This is a genomic window from Microbacterium sp. SA39, assembly GCF_000967865.1.
Taxonomy (GTDB): Bacteria; Actinomycetota; Actinomycetes; order Actinomycetales; family Microbacteriaceae; genus Microbacterium.
In genome coordinates this window covers 163950-187766 of sequence record NZ_JXRU01000033.1, presented here as the reverse complement: position 1 = coordinate 187766, position 23817 = coordinate 163950, and the positions used below count along the sequence as shown (strand labels likewise).

Annotated in this window: 21 protein-coding genes; 11 read left to right on the top strand and 10 right to left on the bottom strand. The window is 68.6% G+C overall.

Going from position 1 to position 23817, the window contains the following annotated elements; translation table 11 throughout:
- Positions 1 to 5 precede the first annotated feature (5 nt).
- From RS85_RS09770 to RS85_RS09760, 3 genes are read right to left on the bottom strand one after another with little or no spacing between them, the layout of a single operon-like run.
- Positions 6 to 974, bottom strand: a complete 969-nt coding sequence (locus RS85_RS09770; protein ID WP_046013244.1) for an ABC transporter permease — start codon at positions 972 to 974, stop codon at positions 6 to 8.
- Positions 967 to 1956: an ABC transporter permease gene (locus RS85_RS09765; RefSeq protein ID WP_082087570.1), complete on the bottom strand. Its 990-nt coding sequence runs from the start codon at positions 1954 to 1956 to the stop codon at positions 967 to 969. The genes RS85_RS09770 and RS85_RS09765 overlap by 8 nt, the downstream gene beginning before the upstream one ends.
- A 31-nt stretch (positions 1957 to 1987) precedes the next feature.
- Positions 1988 to 3559 carry an ABC transporter substrate-binding protein gene (locus RS85_RS09760; RefSeq protein WP_046013243.1) on the bottom strand — a complete coding sequence of 524 codons (1572 nt, stop codon included), beginning with the start codon at positions 3557 to 3559 and terminating at the stop codon, positions 1988 to 1990.
- A 259-nt stretch (positions 3560 to 3818) separates the two neighbouring features.
- Between RS85_RS09760 and RS85_RS09755 the strand changes: the two genes are divergently transcribed.
- The 4 genes from RS85_RS09755 (at position 3819) to RS85_RS09740 (ending at position 8814) form a co-directional block, all read left to right on the top strand.
- Positions 3819 to 4796, top strand: coding sequence for a 2-hydroxyacid dehydrogenase (locus tag RS85_RS09755; protein ID WP_046013242.1), 978 nt, complete (start codon positions 3819 to 3821; stop codon positions 4794 to 4796).
- 116 nt (positions 4797 to 4912) lie between these two features.
- Positions 4913 to 5848, top strand: coding sequence for a 5-dehydro-4-deoxyglucarate dehydratase (locus RS85_RS09750; protein WP_046013241.1), 936 nt, complete (start codon positions 4913 to 4915; stop codon positions 5846 to 5848).
- A 57-nt stretch (positions 5849 to 5905) separates the two neighbouring features.
- Positions 5906 to 7495 carry an aldehyde dehydrogenase (NADP(+)) gene (locus RS85_RS09745; RefSeq protein ID WP_046013240.1) on the top strand — a complete coding sequence of 530 codons (1590 nt, stop codon included), beginning with the start codon at positions 5906 to 5908 and terminating at the stop codon, positions 7493 to 7495.
- On the top strand, positions 7492 to 8814 hold the full coding sequence (locus tag RS85_RS09740) for an enolase C-terminal domain-like protein (protein ID WP_046013239.1): 1323 nt from the start codon (positions 7492 to 7494) through the stop codon (positions 8812 to 8814). Before RS85_RS09745 ends, RS85_RS09740 begins: the two co-directional genes overlap by 4 nt.
- Before the next feature lie 52 nt (positions 8815 to 8866).
- On the opposite strand, the gene RS85_RS09735 is transcribed toward RS85_RS09740, so the two are convergent.
- The 5 genes from RS85_RS09735 to RS85_RS09715 are packed head-to-tail and all read right to left on the bottom strand — an operon-like array spanning position 8867 to position 14866.
- Positions 8867 to 9781 (bottom strand): metallophosphoesterase, encoded by a 915-nt coding sequence (locus tag RS85_RS09735; protein WP_046013238.1) that lies wholly within the window; start codon positions 9779 to 9781, stop codon positions 8867 to 8869.
- 31 nt (positions 9782 to 9812) lie between these two features.
- Positions 9813 to 10835 carry a LacI family DNA-binding transcriptional regulator gene (locus tag RS85_RS09730; RefSeq protein WP_052703512.1) on the bottom strand — a complete coding sequence of 341 codons (1023 nt, stop codon included), beginning with the start codon at positions 10833 to 10835 and terminating at the stop codon, positions 9813 to 9815.
- On the bottom strand, positions 10832 to 12700 hold the full coding sequence (locus RS85_RS09725) for an ABC transporter permease (RefSeq protein WP_327037212.1): 1869 nt from the start codon (positions 12698 to 12700) through the stop codon (positions 10832 to 10834). The genes RS85_RS09730 and RS85_RS09725 overlap by 4 nt, the downstream gene beginning before the upstream one ends.
- A gap of 1 nt (position 12701) precedes the next feature.
- The gene (locus RS85_RS09720; protein ID WP_046013237.1) at positions 12702 to 13754 is read right to left on the bottom strand and encodes an ABC transporter ATP-binding protein; all 1053 of its coding nucleotides are present in this window, start codon (positions 13752 to 13754) and stop codon (positions 12702 to 12704) included.
- A 29-nt stretch (positions 13755 to 13783) separates the two neighbouring features.
- Positions 13784 to 14866 (bottom strand): extracellular solute-binding protein, encoded by a 1083-nt coding sequence (locus RS85_RS09715; RefSeq protein WP_046013236.1) that lies wholly within the window; start codon positions 14864 to 14866, stop codon positions 13784 to 13786.
- A gap of 353 nt (positions 14867 to 15219) precedes the next feature.
- Between RS85_RS09715 and RS85_RS09710 the strand changes: the two genes are divergently transcribed.
- The 5 genes from RS85_RS09710 to RS85_RS09690 all read left to right on the top strand — a co-directional run bounded on the left by RS85_RS09710 (position 15220) and on the right by RS85_RS09690 (position 20745).
- On the top strand, positions 15220 to 16074 hold the full coding sequence (locus RS85_RS09710; RefSeq protein WP_082087578.1) for a Rossmann-like and DUF2520 domain-containing protein: 855 nt from the start codon (positions 15220 to 15222) through the stop codon (positions 16072 to 16074).
- Entirely contained in the window at positions 16071 to 16946 is an 876-nt protein-coding gene (gene panC, locus RS85_RS09705) for a pantoate--beta-alanine ligase (RefSeq protein WP_046013235.1), read from the top strand. The genes RS85_RS09710 and panC overlap by 4 nt, the downstream gene beginning before the upstream one ends.
- Complete coding sequence (panD, locus tag RS85_RS09700; RefSeq protein WP_046013234.1) at positions 16946 to 17338, top strand: aspartate 1-decarboxylase; 393 nt, start codon at positions 16946 to 16948, stop codon at positions 17336 to 17338. Before panC ends, panD begins: the two co-directional genes overlap by 1 nt.
- Positions 17335 to 18204 (top strand): 3-methyl-2-oxobutanoate hydroxymethyltransferase, encoded by an 870-nt coding sequence (panB, locus tag RS85_RS09695; protein WP_046013233.1) that lies wholly within the window; start codon positions 17335 to 17337, stop codon positions 18202 to 18204. Before panD ends, panB begins: the two co-directional genes overlap by 4 nt.
- A gap of 321 nt (positions 18205 to 18525) precedes the next feature.
- The gene (locus RS85_RS09690; protein ID WP_052703511.1) at positions 18526 to 20745 is read left to right on the top strand and encodes a chitobiase/beta-hexosaminidase C-terminal domain-containing protein; all 2220 of its coding nucleotides are present in this window, start codon (positions 18526 to 18528) and stop codon (positions 20743 to 20745) included.
- A 155-nt stretch (positions 20746 to 20900) separates the two neighbouring features.
- Here the strand turns inward: RS85_RS09690 and RS85_RS09685 are convergent, their stop codons facing one another.
- Complete coding sequence (locus RS85_RS09685; protein WP_046013232.1) at positions 20901 to 21107, bottom strand: helix-turn-helix domain-containing protein; 207 nt, start codon at positions 21105 to 21107, stop codon at positions 20901 to 20903.
- The gene (locus RS85_RS09680; RefSeq protein WP_046013231.1) at positions 21107 to 21595 is read right to left on the bottom strand and encodes a DUF2975 domain-containing protein; all 489 of its coding nucleotides are present in this window, start codon (positions 21593 to 21595) and stop codon (positions 21107 to 21109) included. The genes RS85_RS09685 and RS85_RS09680 overlap by 1 nt, the downstream gene beginning before the upstream one ends.
- Positions 21596 to 21697: 102 nt before the next feature.
- Here RS85_RS09680 and RS85_RS09675 point away from each other — a divergent pair, with 102 nt between their 5' ends.
- Both RS85_RS09675 and RS85_RS09670 read left to right on the top strand, forming a co-directional pair.
- Positions 21698 to 22264, top strand: a complete 567-nt coding sequence (locus RS85_RS09675) for a TetR/AcrR family transcriptional regulator (RefSeq protein WP_235282400.1) — start codon at positions 21698 to 21700, stop codon at positions 22262 to 22264.
- An 89-nt stretch (positions 22265 to 22353) separates the two neighbouring features.
- The gene (locus RS85_RS09670) at positions 22354 to 23817 is read left to right on the top strand and encodes a DHA2 family efflux MFS transporter permease subunit (RefSeq protein WP_046013286.1); all 1464 of its coding nucleotides are present in this window, start codon (positions 22354 to 22356) and stop codon (positions 23815 to 23817) included.

Below are 23817 nucleotides of genomic sequence, written 5' to 3'. Positions count from 1 at the left end.
GGGGCTCAGCGCCGCGGGGCGATGGAGCCGATCACGCGACGACGCTTCTTCGTCTGCAGACGCCAGCGCTGCCCCGGGTCGGTCGCGAGGCGCAGCCAGGCGGCCAGCACGTTCGCGCAGACCGTCGTGATGACGATCGCGAGACCGGGGAGGACCGACTGCCACCACGCCTCGGCGAGGTACTGGCGTCCCTGCGCGACCATGAGACCCCAGCTGACGTCGGGCGGCTGGATGCCGATGCCGAGGAAGCTCAGCGACGACTCGGCCAGCATCACGTAGCAGAACTCGAGGGTGGCGAGCGTGACGAGCGTGGGCAGCACGTTCGGGACGATGTGCCGGAAGACGATCGCGCTGTTCTTGGCTCCGAAGTTCGTCGCGGCATCCACGAACATCCGCGAGCGCAGCTCGGCGGCATCCGCTCGCGCGGTGCGCAGATACAGGGGGATTCGGGTGATGGCGAGGACGAGGACGATGTTCGCGGCGCTCGGGTTGAACACGTAGAGGATCACGACGGCGAGCAGCAGCGAGGGGAAGCTCATGATGACGTCGGCGATGCGCATCGACACCGACTCGCGCCACCCGCGATGGAACCCGGCCCACATGCCCCAGATCGATCCGATGACCGCGGCGACCAGGACGGCGGCCGCGGCCACGCCCAGGGTCGTCCCCGCTGCCGTGATGATGCGGGCGAGCAGGCTGCGACCCAGGGAGTCGCTGCCGAGGATGTACTCCCAGCCCAGCTGCAGGCTGAACGGCGGCATGTTGCGCGCGCCGAGGTCCTGACGCTGCGCGAGCTCGCCGAACAGCGGAGGACCGACGATCGCGGTGAGCACGATGAACGCCAGCACGAAGGCGGCGACGGTGGCGACCTTGTCGTTCAGCAGCAGCCGCCAGAGGTTCGCGCGGCCCGACGCCCGGTTACGGCGCGCCTTCTGGGTGAGGACGGTGACGGTGGATGCATTGTCGTCAGACATTCGTCAGCACCTCTGCCTTCGTGTCGGAGAGCATTCCGGGTCCGCGGCGACGCGCGCGGGACCGTGACGTCGGACGCACGCGCGGATCGAGCAGCGCGTAGCCGAGGTCGATGATGATGTTGAGGGCGAAGATCGCCAGGGCGGTGATCAGCACCGCGGCCTGCAGCACGGCGAAGTCGCGCTGCAGGATCGAGTCGATCATGAGCTTGCCGATGCCCGGCCATCCGAAGATCGACTCGACGACCACCGCGCCGTTGACGAGACCGACGGTGAGGTCGCCCGCCACGGTGAGCGCGGGCGCTGCGGCATTGCGCAGCGCGTGCTTGGTGACGATGTGCATCTGTCCGGCGCCGCGACTGCGGGCGACCTGGACGTACGGCTGACCCATGACCGTGACCATCGACCCGCGGATGACCTGGGCGAGCACACCCATCGGTCGCAGCATGAGCGTCGCGATCGGCAGGATCCAGACGAGAGGACCGGAGGTGCCCGAGGTGGGCAGCCACCCCAGCGTGATCGCGAAGATCCAGATACCGAGGATCGCGACCCAGAAGTCGGGAACGCTCGCCGCCACCATCGAGAAGAAGCTCACGATGCGGTCGGCGATCCCGTTGGGCTTGAGCGATGCCCAGCTGCCGAGCACCACGGCGATGACGATCGCCAGGAGCATTGTCACCGCGGCGAGCTGCAGAGTTGCGGGGAACGCGCGGAGCGCCATCTCGGCGGCGGGTTCCCCGGTGCGCAGCGACGTACCGAAGTCGAGCTGCAGCACCCCGAGGAAGTAGCTGCCCATCTGCTCCCAGAGCGGCTTGTCGAAGCCGTTGCGGGCCGCGAAGTCCTCGCGCATCTGCTCGGTCGCGTTCAGCGGCAGATACAGCTGCGACGGATCGCCGGTGAGGCGGGCGAGCACGAAGACACCCAGTACGACTGCGATCAGCGGCAATGCGCTCTGCAGGATTCGTCTTCTCAGGTAGATCCACATGATCGCCCGCCTCTCTCACTCTCGCTCGCGGTCAGCCCGCGAGCGAGACCTCCTTGATGCGCAGCTCGTCACCGGTGGACGAGTTGGGCTCATACGTCACCCGGTCCGACAGCCCCAGCATGACGGTCTGGTGGGCGATCGGCGCGAGGGCGGTGACGTTCTCGCGCTCGAAGGCGAACACCTCCTCGTATGCGGTCTGGCGCTCCTCGTCGGTCAGGGTGCGTGCGGTGTTGATGAGCTCGTCCAGACCGGGGTCGCCGAACTCGGACTGTGCGCCGCCGGTGAGCATGTACTGCTCGACCGTGAACTGCGCGTCACCCGCCTGGTTGCCGTGCTGGATCAGCATCGCGATCGGGCCCTCGTTCGTCACGAAGGGGCTCAGCTGGTATTGCAGGTGCTGCGTGGTGTCGACCATGCGCAGCTCGACGTTCAGCCCGGCGGCGGCGAGCTGCTCGCGCAGCACCTCACCGAGTTCGCTGACCTTCGGGAACTGCGCGGTGCGCACCGGCATGAGGATCTTCGTGTCGACGGGGACGCCGTCGGCCTTGGCCTCCTCGACCAGCTCCTTCGCCTTCTCGGGGTCGTACGCCCACGGCTCGAGGTCGGCGTTGAATCCGACGATGCCCTCGGGGATCAGCTGCGCGGCGACCTTGTCGCCGTCGGGGTAGAGCGACGAGACGATGCCCTCGCGGTCGATGGCGAAGTTGATCGCCTGACGGATGCGGATGTCGTCGAGCGGCGCCGTCTGACCGGAGAAGCGCAGAGCGATCGTCTCGTTGTTCGGGTAGCTCACTCCGAGGTCGCCGATGCCGTCTTCAGCGCTGAGGCCCAGAGCGATGTCGGCTTCGCCACTCGTGATCATCGCGGCGCGGACGGTGCCCTCGGAACGCCACTGGTACTCGACGGCTGCGAACTGCGGCGCATCGCCCCAGTAGTCGTCGTTGCGGTCGAGCGTCAGCTTCGTGCCGGCCTGCCATTCGCCGATCGCGTAGGGACCGGTGCCGATCGGCTCGCGGACGAACTCGGTGTTGGACGTCTCGGGCGAGACGATCTCGATGAACGAGAGCTTCAGCGGGAGGATCGGGTCGGCGCTCGGCGTGGTGACCGTGAGGGTCGTGGCGTCGGTGGCCTCGACCTCGAGGTCCTCGTCGCCGAAGATGTAGCCCTCGACGTTGCACCCGAGGTCGCCGTTCACGGCGCGATCGATGGAGTACGCGGCCGCCTCCGCGTCGAACGGCGTGCCGTCCTGGAAGGTGACGTCGTCGCGGAGGGTGAACGTCCACTCCGTGTCTCCGGTCTGCTCCCACTCGGTGGCGAGCAGGGGATCCAGGTCGCCCGTGGACGGGTTGCGCTCGACGAGCGGCTCGGTGACTGTGCTGCGGACGACGACGCCGGTCGAGGTCAGGTTCGCATCGCAGGCCTCGAGCGTGGGCGGCTCCTGCGGGAGCACGACGCGGAGCATGTCGTCGCCACCGCCGCCTTCGCCGCCGTCGGGCGATTCCGAGTTCGCGACGGAGCACGAGGCGAGCAGGGCGATCGACGCGATCCCGGCGGCGACGGCAGACGCTCGGGTGGCTGTGCGTCGGGGGGAAGAAAGCTTCATCGGTTCCTCCAGGTAGGGGACGGCCGTGGCCCAGAATGGCTGTCGGCTCGTTGTGAATGTCGCAGACCGCTTCACGAGCGTCAACCGATGCGCGGGTGGCATCGGCGGGTCGCGTCGATGCCAGGCGCCCCGCGGCATCCGTCGACCGCAGCGCGATCCGCGAGATTCCGCCGGTCTCACCCCATGAATACAGTACGCGCATCAATCCATGCAACTTCGCTTATGGCAGCGCATCGTTGGCTGGTCGTAGTCTCGCGCCATGACCAACCTTCCCGATTCCGCCTCCCCGGTCGCTCCCGGCACCGTCGCCCAGGCGGGCCCGCTGCTCGAATCCCTTCAGCAGAGCCTGCGGGACGAGTACTCCGTGGTGCGCCTCCCCGACGATGTCGCGACCCTCGATCCGGCGGTCGCGGCAGCCGTGCGCGCCGTCGTCACCAGTGGCCGCGTCGGCGTCGGATCCGAGCTCATGGCGGCGCTGCCGAACCTCGAGATCGTGACGAATTTCGGCGTGGGATACGACACCACCGACGTCGCGCAGGCGGCTGCCCGCGGCATCCGGGTGGCGAACACACCCGACGTGCTGACCGACTGCGTCGCCGACACCGCGCTCGGGCTCATGCTCGACGTGTTCCGCCGGTTCGGGGCATCCGAGCGGTTCCTGCGCGACGGCCGGTGGGAGTCGGGCGGGTTCCCGCTGACGCGCAGGTTCTCGGGGAGCACGGTCGGCGTGCTGGGTCTCGGCCGCATCGGGCAGGCGATCGCCCGTCGCGCCGCCGCCTTCGACACCACGATCCTCTACACGACCCGGCGCCCCGTCGAGGGCGTGCCCTGGGAGCATGTGCCCTCCGCTGTCGACCTCGCACGCCGGTCGGACGTGCTCGTCGTGGCGGTTCCCGGCGGAGCCTCGACGGAGGGACTGGTGGATGCCGAGGTGATCCGCGCCCTCGGACCGGACGGGTTCCTCGTGAACATCGCACGCGGGTCGGTCGTCGACGAGGATGCGCTCATCGTCGCGCTGGAGAGCGGCGAGATCGCGGGCGCGGGACTCGACGTGTTCGCGCACGAGCCCCACGTGCCGGAGCGGTTGATCCGCGATGACGTCACCCTGCTGCCGCATGTCGGGAGCGGGACGACGGAGACCCGCCAGGACATGCGCGACCTCACGCTGGCGAACCTCCGCGCCCACCTCGCGGGTGAGCCGCTGCCGACTCCGGTTCCGGAGACGCCCGCCGGTTGATGCAGTCGCGGCATTGATCCATCCACCATTTGGTTTGTAGGCGCATCGTTTCGCGCATAGCGTGACGAGTGTTCAGATCCGAGCCGGACACCGGCGAGAAACCCCAGGAGTGCACCGTGGCACGATTCACGCCCACCGAGCTGGCCGACCACCTCCGCGATGGTCTCCTCTCGTTCCCCGCGACGGCGTTCACGCCGGAGCTCGAGTTCGACGAGAAGCGCTACCGCGAGCACGTGGAGTGGCAGGCGGGATTCGGCGTCTCCGGACTGTTCGCCGCCGGCGGGACCGGCGAGGGGTTCAGCCTCGACGCCGCCGAATCCGCCGCGGTCGTCCGCGCGGCCGTGCAGTCGTCCCGGCCCGAGGTGCCGGTGCTCGCATCGGCCGGCGGCTGGACCCGGCACGCGATCGCCAACGCCCGCGCGGCGGAGGAGGCCGGCGCCGAGGGCATCCTCGTGCTGCCGCCGTACCTGACCGAGTGCGACCAGCCCGGGCTGCTCGAGCACGTCTCGGCGATCGCCGCCGCGACCAGCCTCGCGATCATCGTCTACAACCGCGGCAACGCGATCTACTCGGCCGACACCATGGCCGCGCTCGCCGACCGACACGAGAACGTCATCGGCTTCAAGGATGCGACGGCCGACATCGAGCACCTGGCCTCGGTCTATGTGAAGAACGGCGAGCGCCTGTTCTACCTGGGCGGGCTGCCCACGGCCGAGACCTACGCGTTGCCGCTGCTCCAGATGGGCATGAGCACGTACTCCTCGGCGATGTTCAACTTCGTTCCCGAGTTCGCGCTCGAGTTCTACCGCGACGTGCGGGCCCAGGACCGCGCCGCCGTGACCGAGAAGCTGGGACGGTTCGTGCTGCCCTACCTCGAGATCCGCAACCGCGGACGCGGGTTCGGCGTCTCGATCGTCAAGGCCGGACTCCGCGTGACCGGACGCGGCGTCGGCCCCGTCCGCCCGCCGCTGCACGACCTGTCGGAGCAGGACGACGCCGATCTCGCGGCGCTCCTCGAGCGCTCCGGGGTGCTCGCCTCCGTTCCCGTCTGAACCTCGCTGCCGACCCCCTCGCCGCTGAATCACTGCCGCTGAATCCAGGAGTGTGACATGACCACCACCGCCGTCCTCACCGGCCATTCTTCGATCGCCGGGCGTTCCGTGCCGGGCACCGGAGCACCGCTGCACGCCATCGCGCCCGACACCGGCGAGCAGCTCGATCCGCCGTACTCGCAGATCGACGTAGAGCAGCTCCGTGAGGCGACGGCGGCCGCGGCCGAGGCCTTCACCTCCTTCTCGCGCCTGGAGCCCGAGGCCCACGCCGCATTCCTCGACTCGATCGCCGACGAGATCGAGGCGATCGGCGATGCGCTGATCGAGCGGGGGATGCAGGAGACCGGGCTGCCGCAGGCGCGCCTTCTCGGCGAGCGGGCGCGGACCACTGGACAGCTGCGGCTGTTCGCGGCGGTCGTGCGTGCCGGCGAGCACCGGGGTGTGCGGATCGATCCCGCGCAGCCTGAACGTTCGCCGCTGCCGCGCGTCGACATCCGCCAGCGCAAGATCCCGCTCGGACCGGTCGCCGTGTTCGGTGCGTCCAACTTCCCGCTGGCGTTCTCGACGGCCGGGGGAGACACGGCATCAGCCCTCGCCGCCGGCTGCCCTGTTGTCTTCAAGGCGCACAGCTCGCATCCTGGAACGAGCGAGCTCGTCGCCGGGGCGATCGCCCGCGCCATCGCCGCGCACGGTCTGCACCCCGGGGTGTTCTCGCACATCTTCGGCCCCGGGCGCAGCGTCGGTCAGGCGCTCGTCGCCGATCCCGGCATCCACGCCGTCGGATTCACGGGATCCCGCGCCGGCGGTCTGGCGCTCGTGCGCACGGCGCAGGAGCGGCCGGTGCCGATCCCCGTGTACGCCGAGATGAGCTCGGTGAACCCGGTGTTCATCCTGCCGGGCGCGCTGGACGGCGACGTGGCGGCGCTCGCCGCAGGCTACGTGCAGAGCGTGACCGGGTCGAGCGGACAGCTGTGCACGCAGCCCGGTGTCGTCTTCGTCCCGCGCGGCGAGCAGGGTGAGGCGTTCCTGCGGGCCGTCTCGGATGTCCTTCGCGCGGCCACCGGGCAGACCATGCTCTCGCCGAGCATCGCCGGCGCGTGGCGCGAGGGCGTCGCGACGAGGGATGCCCACGCCGAGGTGCTCGCGAAGGGGGCGGACGGCGAGGGGCCGCACGCTCCCGCGCCGGTCATCCACGCCGCAGACGTCACGTCCTTCGAGGAGGACGAGGTGCTGCAGGAGGAGATCTTCGGTGCCGCGTCGCTCGTGGTGCGCTACGGCGATGTCACCGAGCTGGTCGAGGCCGCTGCGCGGCTGGAGGGTCAGTTGACGGCCACGCTGCAGCTCGGCGCGGGCGACCACGAGCTCGCATCGGCCCTGCTGCCCGTGCTGGAGCACAAGGTCGGGCGCATCCTCGCGGGCGGCTGGCCCACCGGGGTCGAGGTCGGGCATGCGATGGTGCACGGCGGTCCCTTCCCGGCCACGAGCGATTCGCGCTCGACCAGCGTCGGGACCCTCGCGATCGACCGCTTCCTGCGCCCGGTCGCGTACCAGAACATCCCCGACGAGCTGCTGCCCGAGGCGCTGCGTGAGGCCAACCCCTGGCACCTGCCGCGTCTCGTCGACGGGCGGCGTGAGGCATCGGCATGACCGCCGTCCCCACGATCGAGAAGATCGAGGTCGTCCCGGTCGCCGGGCACGACTCGATGCTGCTGAACCTCTCCGGCGCGCACGGGCCGTTCTTCACCCGGAACATCGTCGTCGCGACCGATTCGGACGGACGCGAGGGGCTCGGCGAGGTTCCCGGCGGCGAGTCGATCCGCACGACGATCGCCGACGCCGGCGAGCTGCTCCGGGATGAGCCGGTCGGTCGGTACCGTTCGCTGCTGCGGTCCATCGCGACGCGCTTCGCCGATCGCGACGCCGCAGGGCGCGGGCTGCAGACGTTCGATCTGCGCACGACCGTGCATGCCGTCACCGGCATCGAGTCGGCGCTCCTCGATCTGCACGCCCAGCACCTCGGCGTGCCCGTCGCGGAGCTGCTCGGTGACGGTCAGCAGCGTGAGAGCGTGCCAATGCTGGGGTATCTGTTCTTCATCGGCGACGCGGACCGCACCGATCTTCCGTACCTGCGCGAGAGCGGTGACGCGTGGGAGAGCGTGCGGCGGGAGGAGGCGATGACAGCGGAGGGCGTCGTGCGCCTCGCCGAAGCCGCGCAGGCCCGGTACGGATTCTCCGACTTCAAGCTCAAAGGCGGCGTCCTCGACGCCGACACCGAGGCCGACGTCGTCACCGCGCTCGCGCAGCGCTTCCCCGAGGCGCGGATCACGCTCGACCCGAACGGGGCGTGGCTGCTGGAGGATGCCGTGCGCATCGGCCGTCGCCTCCGCGATGTGCTCGCGTACGCCGAGGACCCGTGCGGTGCCGAGGGCCGCTTCTCCGGTCGCGAGGTGATGGCGGAGTTCCGTCGACGCACCGGGCTGCGCACGGCGACGAACATGATCGCGACCGACTGGCGTGAGCTGGCGCATGCCATTCGATCGGATGCCGTCGACATCCCGCTCGCGGATCCGCACTTCTGGACGATGGCGGGTTCGGTGCGGGTCGCGCAGCTGTGCCAGGACTTCGATCTCACGTGGGGGTCGCACTCGAACAACCACTTCGACATCTCGCTCGCGATGTTCACGCAGGTGGGGGCAGCGGCGCCCGGCGAGATCACGGCGCTCGACACGCACTGGATCTGGCAGGACGGTCAGCAGCTGACGGTGAACGCGCCGCAGATCCGCGACGGCGCCGTGGAGGTGCCCGACCGGCCTGGGCTCGGCGTGACGCTCGATCGCGCGCGGCTCGCCGAGGCGCATGAGCTCTACGTCGAGCACGGACTCGGCGCGCGGGACGATGCGGTCGGGATGCAGTACCTGGTGCCCGACTGGGAGTTCGACAGCAAGCGGCCCTCGCTCGTGCGCTGAGCCTCCGCCGTCAGACGCGCGCCGTCTGGCGCGCGCCGTCAGACGCGCGCCGTCAGACCCGCTCGCGCCAGCCGACCCCGCGCCGCTCGATGCGCCGCAGCACCTCGTCGGCCGCCACGGGCTCCCCGACATCCGGACCGGCCGCGAGCGACACCGCGGAGTGCACGATCGTGTCGTCGTAGACGTGCACGAGGTTGTAGCCCTGCGCGGCATCCTGCCCTCGGGTGGCGCCGACGGGCTGCGCGAGATCCTGTCCGTACGCGCTCGATGACGCCACAGCCACCGGCACACCCGCGAACGTCCCGAACGACGGGTGATGCACGTGTCCCGAAAGGATGCCGCGCACGTCGGACCCGCGCAGCACCTGCGCGAGCGGGCCCTGGCCGCGCAGCTCGACCGTGACGGCCAGGTCGAGCACCGTCGGCAGCGGCGGGTGATGCATCAGCAGCAGGGTGCCCTCCGGTGCCGCCGTCGACAGCTCCCCCTCCAGCCATGACAGCTGCGACGACGGCACCTCCCCCCAGTGCGCGCCCGGCACCGTCGAATCCACGACGATGACGCGCATCCCTCCGAACCACCGCACCTCCGTGATCGGGTCCGCCGCCGAGGCGTCGGCACCCTCGGTACCGGAAACCGCCGGTCCCAGCCCCAGCTCCGCCCGCATCGCGCCGCGGTCGTCGTGATTGCCGGCGGCCCACACCACCTCGCACCCGAGAGCTTCCGCCGCCGGCCCGATCAGCACACGCAGCCGCACGTACGCCGACGCATCGCCCCGGTCGGCCATGTCTCCGGTCAGCAGCAGCGCATCCGGACGGATGCCCGAGTCGACCAGCCGCGACAGCATCAGTTCGAGGTTCGCATCGGCATCCGCTCCGCTGCCGTAGAGCGGCGAACGCTCGCGCGGCAGGTGGGTGTCGGAGATGTGCACGAAGACGTGCGACGGTCGCGGGTGTTCGGTGAGGATCATGTCTCTTCCTGAAGAGCGAAAAGGTGAAAGCTCAGATCGGGCGTGCGGTCGTTCCGGGCACGAGTTCGCCGGTGAAGGCCTGGCGCATCACGGCATCCGACTCGCCGGAGGTCAGCAGCCGCTGCATGGTCTCGACCGCCGCCGACGCCACCGCCTCCACGGGAATCCGCACCGTGGTCAGTCCGAGCAGGTCGGCACCGGGAAGGATGCCGTCGCACCCGGTCACGCTGAGATCGTCCGGTACCCGCAGGCCGAGCGCCCGTGAGGCCCGCATCACCGCGAGCTGCCGGTAGTCCGAGGCGCACATCACCGCGGTCGCCCCGGCCCGCACGGCCTTGAGCGCCTCGTCGACGCCCTCTTCCGGGCGCGCGCCCGCCGAGATCATCGTCACCGCGACCTCGGCCTCGATGAGCGTCTCGCGCATCGCCATGGCGCGCAGGTGCTCGGGGTACGACGCCTCGGGACTTCCGCCCAGGACGACCACGTGCCGGTGCCCCAGCGCGATGACGTGGTCGGCCAGCATCCGTCCGTGCTTCTCGTCGTCGTAGTGCGCGGTGTGGATGCGCGCCGAATCCTCCACGCGCCCGGCGCGCAGGATCGGCACCTGGTCGGCGAACGGCTCGAGCTGCGCGCCGGTGATGCCGCCGGTCGCCACGATGAGCCCGGCCACCCGCATCCCGAGCAGCCGATGCAGCGCACCGACCTGCTTGGTGCCCTGCTCATCGGCGCCGATCGTCACGGTGACGAGGTCGAGTCCGCGGCGGTGAGCCTCGTCCTGCAGGCGCGAGAACAGCAGACCGTAGGCCGGGTTGCTCGCATCGCGCAGCATCAGCCCGACCGTGCCGGTGCGTCCGGCGGCGAGCTCGGCGGCCATCGTGTTCGGCACGTAGCCGAGCCGTTCGGCGACCTCGAGGATGCGCTCCCGCGTCTCCTCGGCGAAGCGCCCCTCGCCCTTCATCGCGCGCGTGGCCGTGGCCCGAGACACTCCGGCCGCCGACGCCACATCAGCGATCGTGACGCGCAGGGCGGGCGTCGCCTGGTCGTCGGCGCTCATGCGGAACGCGTCTTCCGCGTCTTCTGCGAGCTCTTCCGACTCGATCCGGTTCCCGATCCTCGTCCGTACACGAGGTACATCGTGACACCCATGATGATCATCAGCAGCACCGTGTAGACGAACGTGATGGGCATCGCGTCGAGATTGTTCTCGCCGCGAGTGCTCTCCTGGATCGCCACGCCCAGCGGCTTGTACAGCGGCTGGTACAGGAAGATCGCCGCGTCGTAGTCGTCGAGCAGGCTGTTGAAGTTCAGCGCGGTGATCGCGGCGGCGGTCGGCAGCACGAGCGGGATGATCACCCGGCGGAAGGCCGTCAGCGACCGCGCGCCGAGAATGCGCGAAGCATCCTCCAGCGAGTCGGGGACCGACGCGAAGCCGGCCTTCAGCAGTCGCAGCGTGAACGGGATCTTCACGCAGATGTACGCGATCAGCAGCAGCACCGGGGTGCCGGTGAGCACGATGTTGCCCACGATCGCCTGGGGCTCGTCGAACGCCATCACGAACGCGAGGGCGATCAGCACGATCGGCAGGATCCACGGGATGTGCAGCACGTACTCGATCGCGCTCGTGATCACGTTGCGGTACTTCTGCAGCACCCGTGCCACGAACAGCAGTCCCACGACCACGATCAGTGAGGCGAGCGCGCTGTAGACGACACTCACGATGAACGGGTTGAGCGCCGCGGGGCTGCTGAACACCGTCACATAGTTGTCGAGCGTGAAGCTCTCGAACGTGATCGTGCCGGCGAGGATGCTGCGCGCATCGACGAACGAGAACACGGCGATGAGGATCACCGGGATCAGGTAGATCACCCACAGCACGTATGCGATGACGTGCACCACGACGTTCGCGAACGCATTGCGGATCGGCTGCTTCTGGATCGGCGTCGCGACCTTCGCGACCGAGAAGTACACACCCGACTTCTCGGCGCGGTTCATGATCGCCAGCAGGATGATGGTCGCGAGCCCCAGCACGATCGCCAGGAGCGCCGCGATGTCCCGCGTGATCGGACTCCGCGACAGGTCGATGATGAGCGGCGCGACGGTCTGGAAGTCGGGCCCGCCGAGCACCAGGGGAGCGGTCAGCGCGCCGAGACCGATCAGGAAGGTCAGCACGGTGACGGCGAACAGCATCGGCTTCATGACCGGCAGCACGATGCGGCGCAGGATCGTCCACGACGACGCCCCCATGAGCTTCGCCGCCTCGATCGACGCGTAGTCGACCTTGCCGAGCGACGACGACAGGAACAACATGTGGTTCGTGGTCGTCGCGAACGTCATCACGAACGCGACCGCGAAGAACCCCGAGAACCAGTCGCGGTCCATGTCGGGCCACCAGTTGACCATCACGTTCGTGAAGAACCCGAAGCGGCCGTAGACGAAGTTGTACCCGGCGGCCAGCACGATGCCGCCGTAGATCAGCGTCGTCGCGTAGCCCAGCCAGAGGATCTTCGCCCCGCGGATGCGGAAGTACTGCGTCACCAGCACGATGAACACCCCGACCACGTTGACCGTGATCGACAGCGTCACCGCGAGCAGGAAGCTGTTGCCGAGCGTCTTCAGCGCGCGCTCGCTGCCCAGCAGCTTCTCGACCGCACGGATGCTGAACTGCCCCTCGGGGAAGAAGGTCGCAGCCAGCAGCGCCGCGTTCGGCAGCACGAGGAACGCGACTGCGAACCAGATCACGACGACGCCCGTCACCCAGGCCATCGGCGAGCGGAGCATCGAGCGGATGCCGCCGCGCGGGGCCGTGCGCTTCTTCTTGTCCGGCTGCTCGCTCTGTGTGGTGGCGGTCAGCACGCCGGCCTCGCCGGGGAGCCCTGCCGACGGCGGCGGGACCGGGGCGGACATCTTCGGATCGGTCATGTCACGCCGCCGGGTACTGCAGGATCCAGCGCGGATCGACGTCGACGCGCACCGCGTCTCCGGCATCCCAGCGGTCGGCGCTCGCCGCGGCCGGCACGCTCACGCGCACCGTCGCGTCCGCGGTCTCCACCGTGTAGACGCTGTGGCCGCCGTGATACGTGCGGTCGAGCACGAATCCGTCGATGGATGCCGTGGGAGCGGATGCCGTCGCACCGGCATCCGCCCTTCGCTCTTCCGGCCGCGCGAGATGCAGCTTCTCGGGACGCACATAGCTCTCGGCCGTGGTGTCGAGGCCGCCGCCGATGGCCACGAGCATCGCCGGGGTGAGCCGGTTGTTCTCGCCGATGAACCGGCAGACGAAGGGCGTCGCGCTGCGGTCGTAGATCTCCTCGGGAGTGCCGACCTGCTGCAGCTTTCCCGCGTCGAGCACGGCGATCCGGTCGCTGAGGGTCAGCGCCTCCTCCTGGTCGTGCGTGACGTAGACCGTCGTCACGCCGACCTCGCGCTGCAGCTCTTTCAGCTGTTCGCGCAGCTGCACGCGCAGCTTCGCGTCGAGGTTCGACAGCGGCTCGTCGAGCAGCAGGATGCGCGGGGTCAGCACCAGGGCGCGGGCGATCGCGACGCGCTGCTGCTGTCCGCCCGACAGCTCCGACACGTTGCGGTCGAGCTGTGACGAGGCGAGCCCCGTGCGGTCGGCGATCTCGTCGACCCGCCGCTTCTGATCCGCCTTCGAGACCTTGTCCGACCCCTTCTGCACAGTGAGGCCGAACGCGATGTTGTCGCGCACGTTCATGCTGGGGAAGAGCGCGTAGTTCTGGAACACCATGCCCACATCGCGCTTCTCGCTGGGGACGCCCGTGACGTCGCGCCCGCCGATGTGGATGCGACCCCCCGTCGGCTCGACGAAGCCGGCGAGGGAGCGGAGTGCCGTGGTCTTGCCGCAGCCCGAGGGACCCAGGAGGGTGAAGAACTCACCCTCCTGGATCTCGAGATTCAGCTGCGAGACCGCACGATGGTCGCCGAACACGACGTCGACGTCTTCGAAACGGATCATGGTGTCTTCTTCCCGATCGGTCTTCCCGATCAGCCGATGTACTCGAGCGTGACCTTCTCGACCCAGGCGCCGAGGTTCTCGCTCACGAACGAGAAGTCGATCTCCTGCCGCGGAAGCTCGGCCATCAGGTCGACGACCTCGGGATTGGCCTGCTCGACCGCGCCCTCGTTCACGGGCATGGAGTTGAACTCGGCCGCGAACTCGCCCTGCACCTCGGCGCTGCCGAACCAGTCGATGAACTCCTGGGCCGTCTTCTCACGCGGAGTGCCGGCGATCGGGGCGATCTGCTCGGTCACGTAGGGCACGCCGTACTCGGGCACGATCATGCCGGTCGAGGTGGCGTACTCGGTGTCGCGGGCCTCGATGCCGCTGGAAGGCAGCACTCCGTAGTCGATCTCGTCACGGGTGATGCGGGCGTAGAGGTCGGTGCCTTCGACGGCCGGGGAGCCGTTCGCGTAGTACGACTCGACGAGCTCCCAGCCCTCGTCGCTGACGCCGAGATCGCCGTCCTCGTCGAGATGACGGCTGAGGATGCTGGCCAGCACGAGCTGCGGGGTGGCCTGGCCGAGAGCCGGGTTGACCTCGAAGCGGCCGGCGTACTCGTCGTCGCTCCAGAGTTCTTCCTCGTCGGAGACCGGGTCGCTGATGCGGTTCTCGTCGTAGACGGTGACGATGGCCTGCTCGACCAGCGGCCAGTACACGCCGTCAGCGGCGTCGCCGGCGTCGGCGGGGACCTCGCCGCTCCACTCGGGCTCGTAGGCGGAGATGGCCTCTTCGGCCTTGAGCTGCTCGAAGAACATGTTGTTCAGGCCGAAGACCACGTCGCCGACCGGGTTGTTCTTCTCGGCGATGATGCGGTTCGTCAGGTCGGCGCCGCCGAGCCCGACGATCTCGATCTCGATGCCGGCCTCGGCCGCCTTCTCGGTGACCCACTCGCCGCGTCCGTCGCTGTTCGAGTTCGTGTAGACGATGAGCGTGCCGCCCTCGTCGGTCGGGCCCGACTCTTCGTCTCCACCGGAGGGCTCCGTGCCGCCTGCGCAGCCGGTCAGTGCGATCGCCGTGACTGCCGCGAACCCGATGAGGGCCCAGCGCTTCTTCCGGATGTCGACCATGGTCGTCCTTTCTCGTCGTCGAGTGATGTCAGAGTCGACATTACTCGGTTCTTGTCGTGTGTCTACAAAGAATGGGCAGATGCTTACCTGCGGTCACGCGCCCGCACTCAAGATAGGCCTCTGAGATGAACCTCGGGGCACGGGAAGATGAACGCAACGGGCGAATCGGCGGGGTGGGGGCGGGGTGCGCGAACGTCTCGAGAGCAGAGTGTCAAGAAGAATGGGTGAAATCGGTCGAAATGACCTGCCCATGGGCGCTCCCACTTGGTGATCTGCTATCTGATTTGGAACGGATGCCGCCACAGGCGGATACTCATGGCATCCGCGTCGTCCCCATCCGACCGGTTCTCACCATGAATCCTGACTCCGCTCTCCCGCCCGGAACGACCATCGCCGTCATCGGCGCCGGCCGTCTCGGAGGCGTTCTCGCCCGGTGTCTGCGCATCGCAGGGTTCGAGGTTCTCGGTCCTCTCCGACGCGAGCAGTCGATGCCGTCGGCCGACATCGCCCTCCTCTGCGTGCCGGATGCCGCGATCCCTGCCGTCGCCTTCGTGGCGCGCCCGCACGTGCGATTCGTCGGGCACGTCTCCGGCGCGACAGCGCTCGACGACGTGGACTTCAGCTTCCATCCCCTGCAGACCTTCACCGGGTCCGAGACGCCCGACGTCTTCGACGGCATCGGCGCCGCGATCGCCGGTCGCACCGACGAGGCCCGCGCGGTGGCCGAGCAGCTCGCCCGCGCACTCGGTGCCCACCCGTTCACGGTCGACGACGAGCACCGCGCGACCTATCACGCGGCGGCATCCTTCGCCTCGAACTTCGTCCTCACGGTGTTGGACGCGGCCGAGCAGCTCGCTTCCGCAGCCGGCGTGCGTGACGCGCGCGAGCTTCTCGCCCCGCTCGTCCGCCGCAGCGTCGACAACTGGGTGGCGACCGGAGCTCAGGAAGCCCTCACCGGACCCATCGCCCGCGGCGACGCCCTCACCGTCGAACGACAGCGGGATGCCGTCGATGAGGTCGCACCGCACCTGAACGAACTCTTCGCCGAGCTCGTCACTGCAACACGGGCGCTCGCCTCCCGCGCCTCCGGAACGCCGACGATCGGTGGCGGCTCGAGGGTGCTCGTTCAGGACACGTCGGTCCCGGATGCGACCGCCCACCCCGCCCACGGCGCCCCCGGCCCCGACCGCGAGGAGCCCCGGGCATGAAGATTCTCCGCACGATTCCCGAGGTGCGAGCCGCTGTCTCCGATGCCCGCCGTGATGGCCAGAGCGTCGGGCTCGTCCCCACGATGGGTGCCTTCCACGACGGACACCTCTCGCTCATGCGTCGAGCCCGCGAGCGGAACCATCTCGTCGTCGTCTCCCTGTTCGTCAACCCGACGCAGTTCGGTGCGCACGAAGACCTCGGTGCCTACCCGCGCGACGAGGCCCGCGACGCCGAGCTCGCGGAGGCCGAGGGAGTCGACATCCTCTTCGCGCCCGCGGCATCCGAGATCTACCCCCACGGCTTCGCGACGACCATCCATGTCGCGGACGTCACCGAGGTGCTCGACGGCGCCAGCCGCGGCGCGTTCCACTTCGACGGCGTCGCCACGGTCGTCACCAAACTGTTCGGGATCGTGCGCCCCGACGTGGCCTACTTCGGGCAGAAGGATGCCCAGCAGGTCCTCGTCGTCCGCCGCGTCGTGCGCGACCTCGACCTCGACGTGCGCATCGAGGCGTGCCCGATCGTGCGCCAGGCCGACGGACTCGCCATGAGCTCGCGCAACGTCTATCTCGACGCGGATGCTCGCGCCCAGGCGACCGTGCTGAACCGGTCGCTCGACGCCGCGGCATCCGCCTTCGAAGCGGGCGAGCGCGATGCGGACAGCATCCTGTCCGCCGCCGACCGCGTGCTCGCCGACGCCGGGATCGCGCCCGAGTACCTCGAACTCCGCGATGCGGAGACCCTCGAACTCGTCACCCGCGTCGACCGCGATGCGCTGCTGGCCGTCGCCGCCCGCGTGGGCGCGGCCCGGCTGATCGACAACCACCTCCTCTCCTCTATTTCTTCCGCCACCGACAGAACGGGCGCCTGATGCGACGCACCATGCTGAAGTCGAAGATCCACCGCGCGACCGTCACCGGCAGCGATCTGCACTACGTCGGCTCGATCACCATCGATCCGATCCTGCTCGAGGCCTCCGACATCCTGCCGCACGAGCAGGTGCACGTCGTCGACGTCGACAACGGCGCCCGCTTCGAGACGTACACGCTCGCGGGCGAACGCGGATCCGGAGTCATCCAGGTCAACGGCGCCGCCGCCCGGCTCGTGCACACGGGCGACACGATCATCGTCATCTCCTACGCGGACTACTCGCCGGAAGACCTTGCTTCCTACTCGCCGACGGTCGTGCACGTCGATCGTGCCAACAGCATCATCCAGGTCGACGACGCCGTCGATCGCCTGCTGACGGAGGCCGCGCTGTGAGCGCGCACGCGGCTCCGCGCAAGAGGGTCACCCTCGGAAGTCTCGCTGCGAAGAAGGATGCCGGCGAGCCTCTGGTGATGGTCACCGCCTACGACCACCCGAGCGCGCAGATCGTGGAGGAGGCCGGGGTCGACCTGGTGCTCGTCGGCGACTCCGCCGCGATGACGGTGCTCGGCTACGACAGCACCGTCCCGGTGACGGTCGACGAGATGCTCATGCTGACGAAGGCCGTCCGGCGGGGCCTCTCGGTGCCGCTGCTCGTGGGCGACCTTCCGTTCGGGTCGTACGAGGCGTCCGACGAGCTCGCGATCGCCACGGCGCAGCGCTTCGTCAAGGAGGCCGGAGTCGACCTCGTCAAGATCGAGCGCGGCGGCGCGACCGTCGATCGGGTGCGAGCCCTCGTGCACGCCGGCATCCCGGTGGTCGGTCATGTGGGCCTCACGCCGCAGACCGCCACGGCCCTCGGCGGCTACCGCGCGCAAGGACGCACTGCGGATGCCGCGCTCGCCGTGATCGACGACGCCCTCGCCCTGCAGGATGCCGGGTGCTCGATGCTCGTGATCGAGGCGGTGCCGTCGGAGGTCACCGCAGCGCTCATGCCGCTGCTCCATATCCCGGTCATCGGCATCGGAGCGGGAGCGGATGCCGACGGCCAGGTGCTCGTGTTCCACGACCTGCTCGGGCTGTACGACGGCGGTGCGGCGAAGTTCGTGAAGCGATACGCCGAGCTCCGCGGGGCAGCTGTCGCCGGGGTCACGGCGTATGCGGACGAGGTGCGCGGCGGGGTCTATCCCGGGCCCGAGCACGGCTACGCGATGCCAGCGGATGAGGCTGCGCGGCTGCGAGAGCTGCTCGCCGCGCGGTAGTAGTCGCGGTCCGTTCGCGGCGGCATCGGCGGTCGGCGTTCACAATTCAGCAAGAACTGCCGCCAACGGTTCCGCACGACCGGATCTGCGGCTCCCGGGCGAATTCTGACTGAACTATGAACGGGGCGACGCGGAGACCCGCGACTTCTATCGCCAGCGCCGTCATGTTGTGTTTACTTCTTCGAGGCACGCCTGGGGCGCATCCCTGAAGTTGTTTACCTAACGTTCCGGCATCCGCCCCTTCAAATCTCCTCTCGCTCCCTAGCGTCGACAACGCCTCCGATCAGGGGCGTCGTAGATACACACGTGAAAGAGGATGAAGTGAAGAGACAGATCGCAGGGGCGTGCACGATCGCGGTCGTGGCCGCCGTCGTCGCGCTTCCGGGCACGGCGACGTTCGCCGCCGACGAGCTCGCGGCACCGACGTTCAGCCAGGACGGTGGCCGATTCACGCAACCGGCCACGGTCGAGATCTCCGGCCCGCGGGGTGCGCAGATCCGTTACACGCTCGACGGGTCGACGCCGACCCCGGCGAGCCCCGTCTATCAGAAGCCGCTGGTCCTCGAGGAGACCACCAACCTCGCAGCCGCCGCGTTCAAGGGCGGCGTCTCCTCGCCGACCGAGATCGAGGGCTACATCGTCAAGACCGACGAGAAGCCGCTGCTGTCGTTCTTCGTGCTCAGCGATGTGCACACCTCCGCGCTCAGTGACAAGAACCGCGGCATCTGGAACAGTCACTTCGACACTCTCGCGTCGATCAATCCCGACCCCGACCTGATCATCTCCAACGGCGACCAGATCAACGACAACAACAACAACACCGCGCCCGACCACCAGGTCGTGAAGACGCTCTTCGACGAGAACATCGACAGGCTCGGCCTCGACGACACCTCGATCCTCATGTCGCGCGGCAACCACGACGTCGGCAACGCCGACATGGCTCAGTACTACGGCGAGTGGTTCCCGAACGCGACCGGCGGATACTACGAGAAGACGATCGACGGCCAGACGTTCCTGGTGATCGACACCGAGCGCTACTCCGGCGCGCAGCGCACCTGGCTGCAGGAACGCCTCGCGTCGCTCTCGGCTGAGCCGGGCGCTCTCACCAAGCCGATCTTCGTCGTCGGACACCGGCCGACCACCAACACGGTGTATGACGGGGCCCAGGCCTCGAACCCTGCGATCACCGCCGACCTCACGGCCTACCCGCAGGCGGTCTACTTCTCGGGCCACTCGCACCTCAATCTGAACGACGAGCGCTCGATCTGGCAGGGCGGATTCACGGCCGTCAACGACGGATCCATGTCGTACACCGAGACTCCTCATGACGTGTACCAGATGTACGGCAAGGCCCTGTGGGAGGAGTTCACCATCCCCACCGCACAGGCGCTCTACGTCGAGGTCTACAAGGACCGCACCGAGATCGACCGCGTCAACTTCGCCGCCGAGGACGAGCGCACCTATACGAACGGCGCCTGGGGGACCTACCAGTCCGGGTTCCCGTTCGAGAGCGCAGGCACCCTCGCGGGCCCGACGTGGACGGTGCGCCTCGACGGCACGACGCCGGAAGAGGTGCGCGCGAACTTCGACTACACCGCCGCTGCGCGCGATAACGTCGCCCCCGTCTTCGATGGCACTCCGTCGCACATCCTCGTCGATGGAACAGATGTGCTCCGAGTGCCCGCCGCGACCGACGACGAGTCGGTCTACGCCTACGACGTCCGAGTGACGGATGCCGCCACCGGAGCCGTCGCGCTCCCGATCAAGGCCGGCGCCAAGGTGCTCGCCGACTTCCAGATCGCGCCGCGTCCCAGCATCCTCGACATCCCCCTCGCGATCCGCAACGGACGCCAGGCGGATGCTCCGCTGATCACCCTCACGCCGGGCATCGGTTACGTGGCGGAGGTGGCTGCCGTTGACATGTACGGCAACAGGTCGCCGGTGAAGACGGTCGAGTTCGTCGCGGGAGAACCGGCGGCGCCCGACACGACGCGCCCGCAGGTCGCGCTCGTCAGCCCGACCGCGGCCGGACCCTCGAAGACCATCGACATCCGAGTGGATGCCGCCGACGAGGTCGGCCTCGACCGCATCGTCGCCAACGTCTACCAGGGCAGCACGCTCGTGAAGAGCACGCAGTCGAAGGTGCAGGGGACGAGCGGGTCGCACACGGCGACCGTGACGCTCCCGGACGGCGCGTACACGATCAAGTACAACGCGCAGGATGCCGCGGGCAACGTGTCGAAGACCTCGAAGTTCGATGTGGTCCTGGATGCCACCGCTCCGAAGGTCACCGTCAAGGCGGGCGAACCCTTCACGGGCGGTGACGACTCGGGCTACGACCGGGTCAGCTTCAAGCTCAACGATGCCGGCAAGATCGACAAGGTCGAGCTCAACGGAGTGCTGAAGGACCTGACGAACAACGTCTGGTCCGACCTCAACTTCGTGAAGCCGGGAGCGTTCGGCGCCGTCGCGGGCGCAAACACTCTCGTGGTGTACGACGTCGCGGGCAACGCCACGACGGTGGAGTTCACGCTGCGCTGATCAGCGAGCGGGCCCTGCGGTGCTCTGGAGCGATGCTCTCGGTTCCGCAGGGTCTTGTCTCTGCGGTCGGGAGGAGATCTGCGCTTCGGAGGAGCGGATCCTGGGATCCGGTCCTCCGAACTGCAGATCTCCTCCGCAGCGCGTGACCGTCGCCGCTACTCCGCCTCCCATCGCAGCAGGTCGCCCGGCTGGCAGTCGAGCACTTCGCACAGCGCATCGAGCGTCGTGAAGCGCACGGCCTTGGCACGTCCGTTCTTCAGCACCGCGAGGTTTGTCGGAGTGATGCCGATGCGCTCGGCCAGTTCCCCCACGCTCATCTTGCGGCGGGCCATCATCACGTCGATGTCGACCACGACGGGCATCAGATCACCTCGTTGTCGAGCTCGGAGCGAAGCGTCTGCGCTTCGGTCTCGCGCTCGATCGCCTGACGCAGCAGCGCCTTCATCACGACCATGAGGAGAGCCATGCCGCCGAGCACGAGGGATGCTCCGCAGACGAGTCCGACGATTCCGGGAGCGGTCTGGCCGGGGGCGAGCACGATCGCCAACGCCAACGCCAGCGCGGCCGCCGTCAGGATGGCGCCGATGATCACGTTGACGTACCGGAATGACGACTTCGAGAAGATCGATCCGCGCCGCACCTTGCCCAATAGCATCCACACGCAGATTCCGAACACCTGCATCGTCCGGACCCCGAGAACGACGACCCCGACGAGGAAGATCCTGCCCCACAGCTCTTCCGCCGCGAGATCGAGCCAGAGAAGCGGGGCGATGAGCGTCTGCACGGCGACCGAGCCCACCAGCGCGATCGCGATCACGACCTGCAGCACGACGATGGTCGCTCTGTTCATGACTCCATCTTTTCATCGAGGAACAGCAGGAATCTATCGTTTATCGATGGATAGCGCAAGTTCGACTTGTCGGATGCGATGAGTAAGTGTACGGTCACTCATGTGCCCACCTCGCGTAGTTCGATCCTCTCCACGGCTGACGCTCGTCGGCCGCTCGTGGCGACGGCGGCGCTCGCCGAGTTCGCGCGCGGCGGCTACCACGGCACGACCGTGGCCGACGTCGCCCGCGAGGCCAAGATCTCCCCGGCCTATGTCTTCAAGCTGTACTCCGGGAAAGAGGCGCTGTTCATCGCCGCACTCGAGGCCTGCTTCGAAGCGATCCTGATCGCGCTCGAAGAAGGAGCGGATGCTGTTGCCGACCAGTCGCCGGAAGCTGTTCTCGATGCGATGGGCGACGCGTACGCCCACCTGATCTCCGACCGGAAGCTGCTCATGCTCCAAGTGCACGCGCAGTCCGTCGCCGAGATCCCCGAGATCGGGGCAGCGCTCCGGTCAGGCCTCGGCCGCGTGACGAGTTTCGCGCAGAGCAGGTCCGGCGGCTCCGATGAAGACGTGCAGCGATTCATCGCGTTCGGTCAGCTGTGCCACCTCATCGTCACGACCCAACTGGATGGTCGCATCGAGAAGTGGGCGGAGCTGCTGACCCGTGGCATCCGTCACCCTGACTGAAACACCGCCCGAATCGGAACGGCTGATTCGGGCTTCCGTTTGCGCCGAAGAGTGAGTGAGTAATCACTCATTGATTGGAGAAGAAGATCATGACAACGACCATCTCGGCCGTTCAGGGAACCTCGCCCCGCAGCTCCCGCAGCTCCCGCAGCTCCCGCCGCTGGCTCGCCCTCAGCATCCTCGCCCTCGCGCAATTCCTCGTGGTGCTCGACGCCTCGATCGTGAACATCGCGCTGCCGGTGCTCGGTCAGCAGCTCGGCATGGACACCGTCGCCCTCGCCTGGGTGATCACGGCATACGTGCTTGCGTTCGGCGGACTGCTGCTGCTCGGCGGGCGGCTCGCCGATCGCTACGGCCACCGGCGGGTGTTCCTCGTCGGCACGGCGGGGTTCGTCGCGGCATCCGCTTTCGCCGGGCTCTCGTTCTCGGCCGAGATGCTCCTGGCGGCGCGCGCCCTGCAAGGGGCGTCCGCGGCGTTGCTCGCACCGGCGGCTCTCGCCCTGCTGACGCACCTGTTCCCCGAGGTGAAGGAGCGCACCAAGGCGCTCGGCGTCTGGGGAGGAGTCGCGGGGATCGGATCGGCGGCCGGCGTGCTGCTGGGCGGCGTGCTCACCGCGACGCTCGGCTGGCAGTCGGTGTTCTTCGTGAACGTGCCGGTGGGAGTGGTCGTGCTGGTCGCGATCCCGCTGCTGATCTCCCGAGACACTGCCCGCGTCCAGGGCCGGCTCGATCTCACCGGCGCTGTCACCGTCACGGCGGCGCTCATCTCGCTCGTCGGAGGTTTCAGCGCCGTCGAGCAGCTCGGGTTCCTGCATCCGCTGCCTCTCGTGCTGTTCGTGACCGCACTGCTGCTGGGGGCGGCATTCATCACGATCGAGAGCCGTGCGGCGGAGCCGCTCGTGCCGCTGTCGGTGTTCCGCAACCGCGATCTCGCGCTCGGCAACGTGGTGATGCTGCTCGCCGGCGCCGCGATGGTCGCCCTATTCTTCGCACTGTCCGTCTATATGCAGGCCGTGCTGGGGTACGACGCCCTCACCGCGGGTCTGTCCCAGCTTCAGCTCGCCGGCGCTCTCGTGGTCGTCGCCGGAGTCGTTCCGGCGCTGATCGCTCGTCTCGGCACGCGCCGGGTGCTCTTCGGCTCACTGCTGATGCTCGCCGGTGGACTCGTCTGGCTCGCAGCGGCCCCGTCGGATGCTGTCTTCCTCACCCAACTGCTCGGTCCGACGCTCCTGATCGGCGTGGGGCTCGGCGGGGCTTTCGTCGCCACGACGCAGCTCGCGGTCGCGGGAGTCGAGGGCGGCGAAGCGGGGCTCGCCGGTGGGCTGATCAACACGAGTCAGCAGATCGGCGGCGCGGTCGGCCTTGCCGTGCTCGGGACGATCGCGGGCCTGCGCACAGCAGAGCTCGAGAACGCGGGAGCAACCGCAGCCCATGCCCTCACCGGCGGTTTCTCCTGGCTCTTCCTCGGAGCGGCCGCGCTCGCGGTGGTCGGTGCAGGCGTGGTCGCGGTGTGGCGGAAGGGGGCGAGCGGTGCGGGTGGCGGTAGGGCGTGA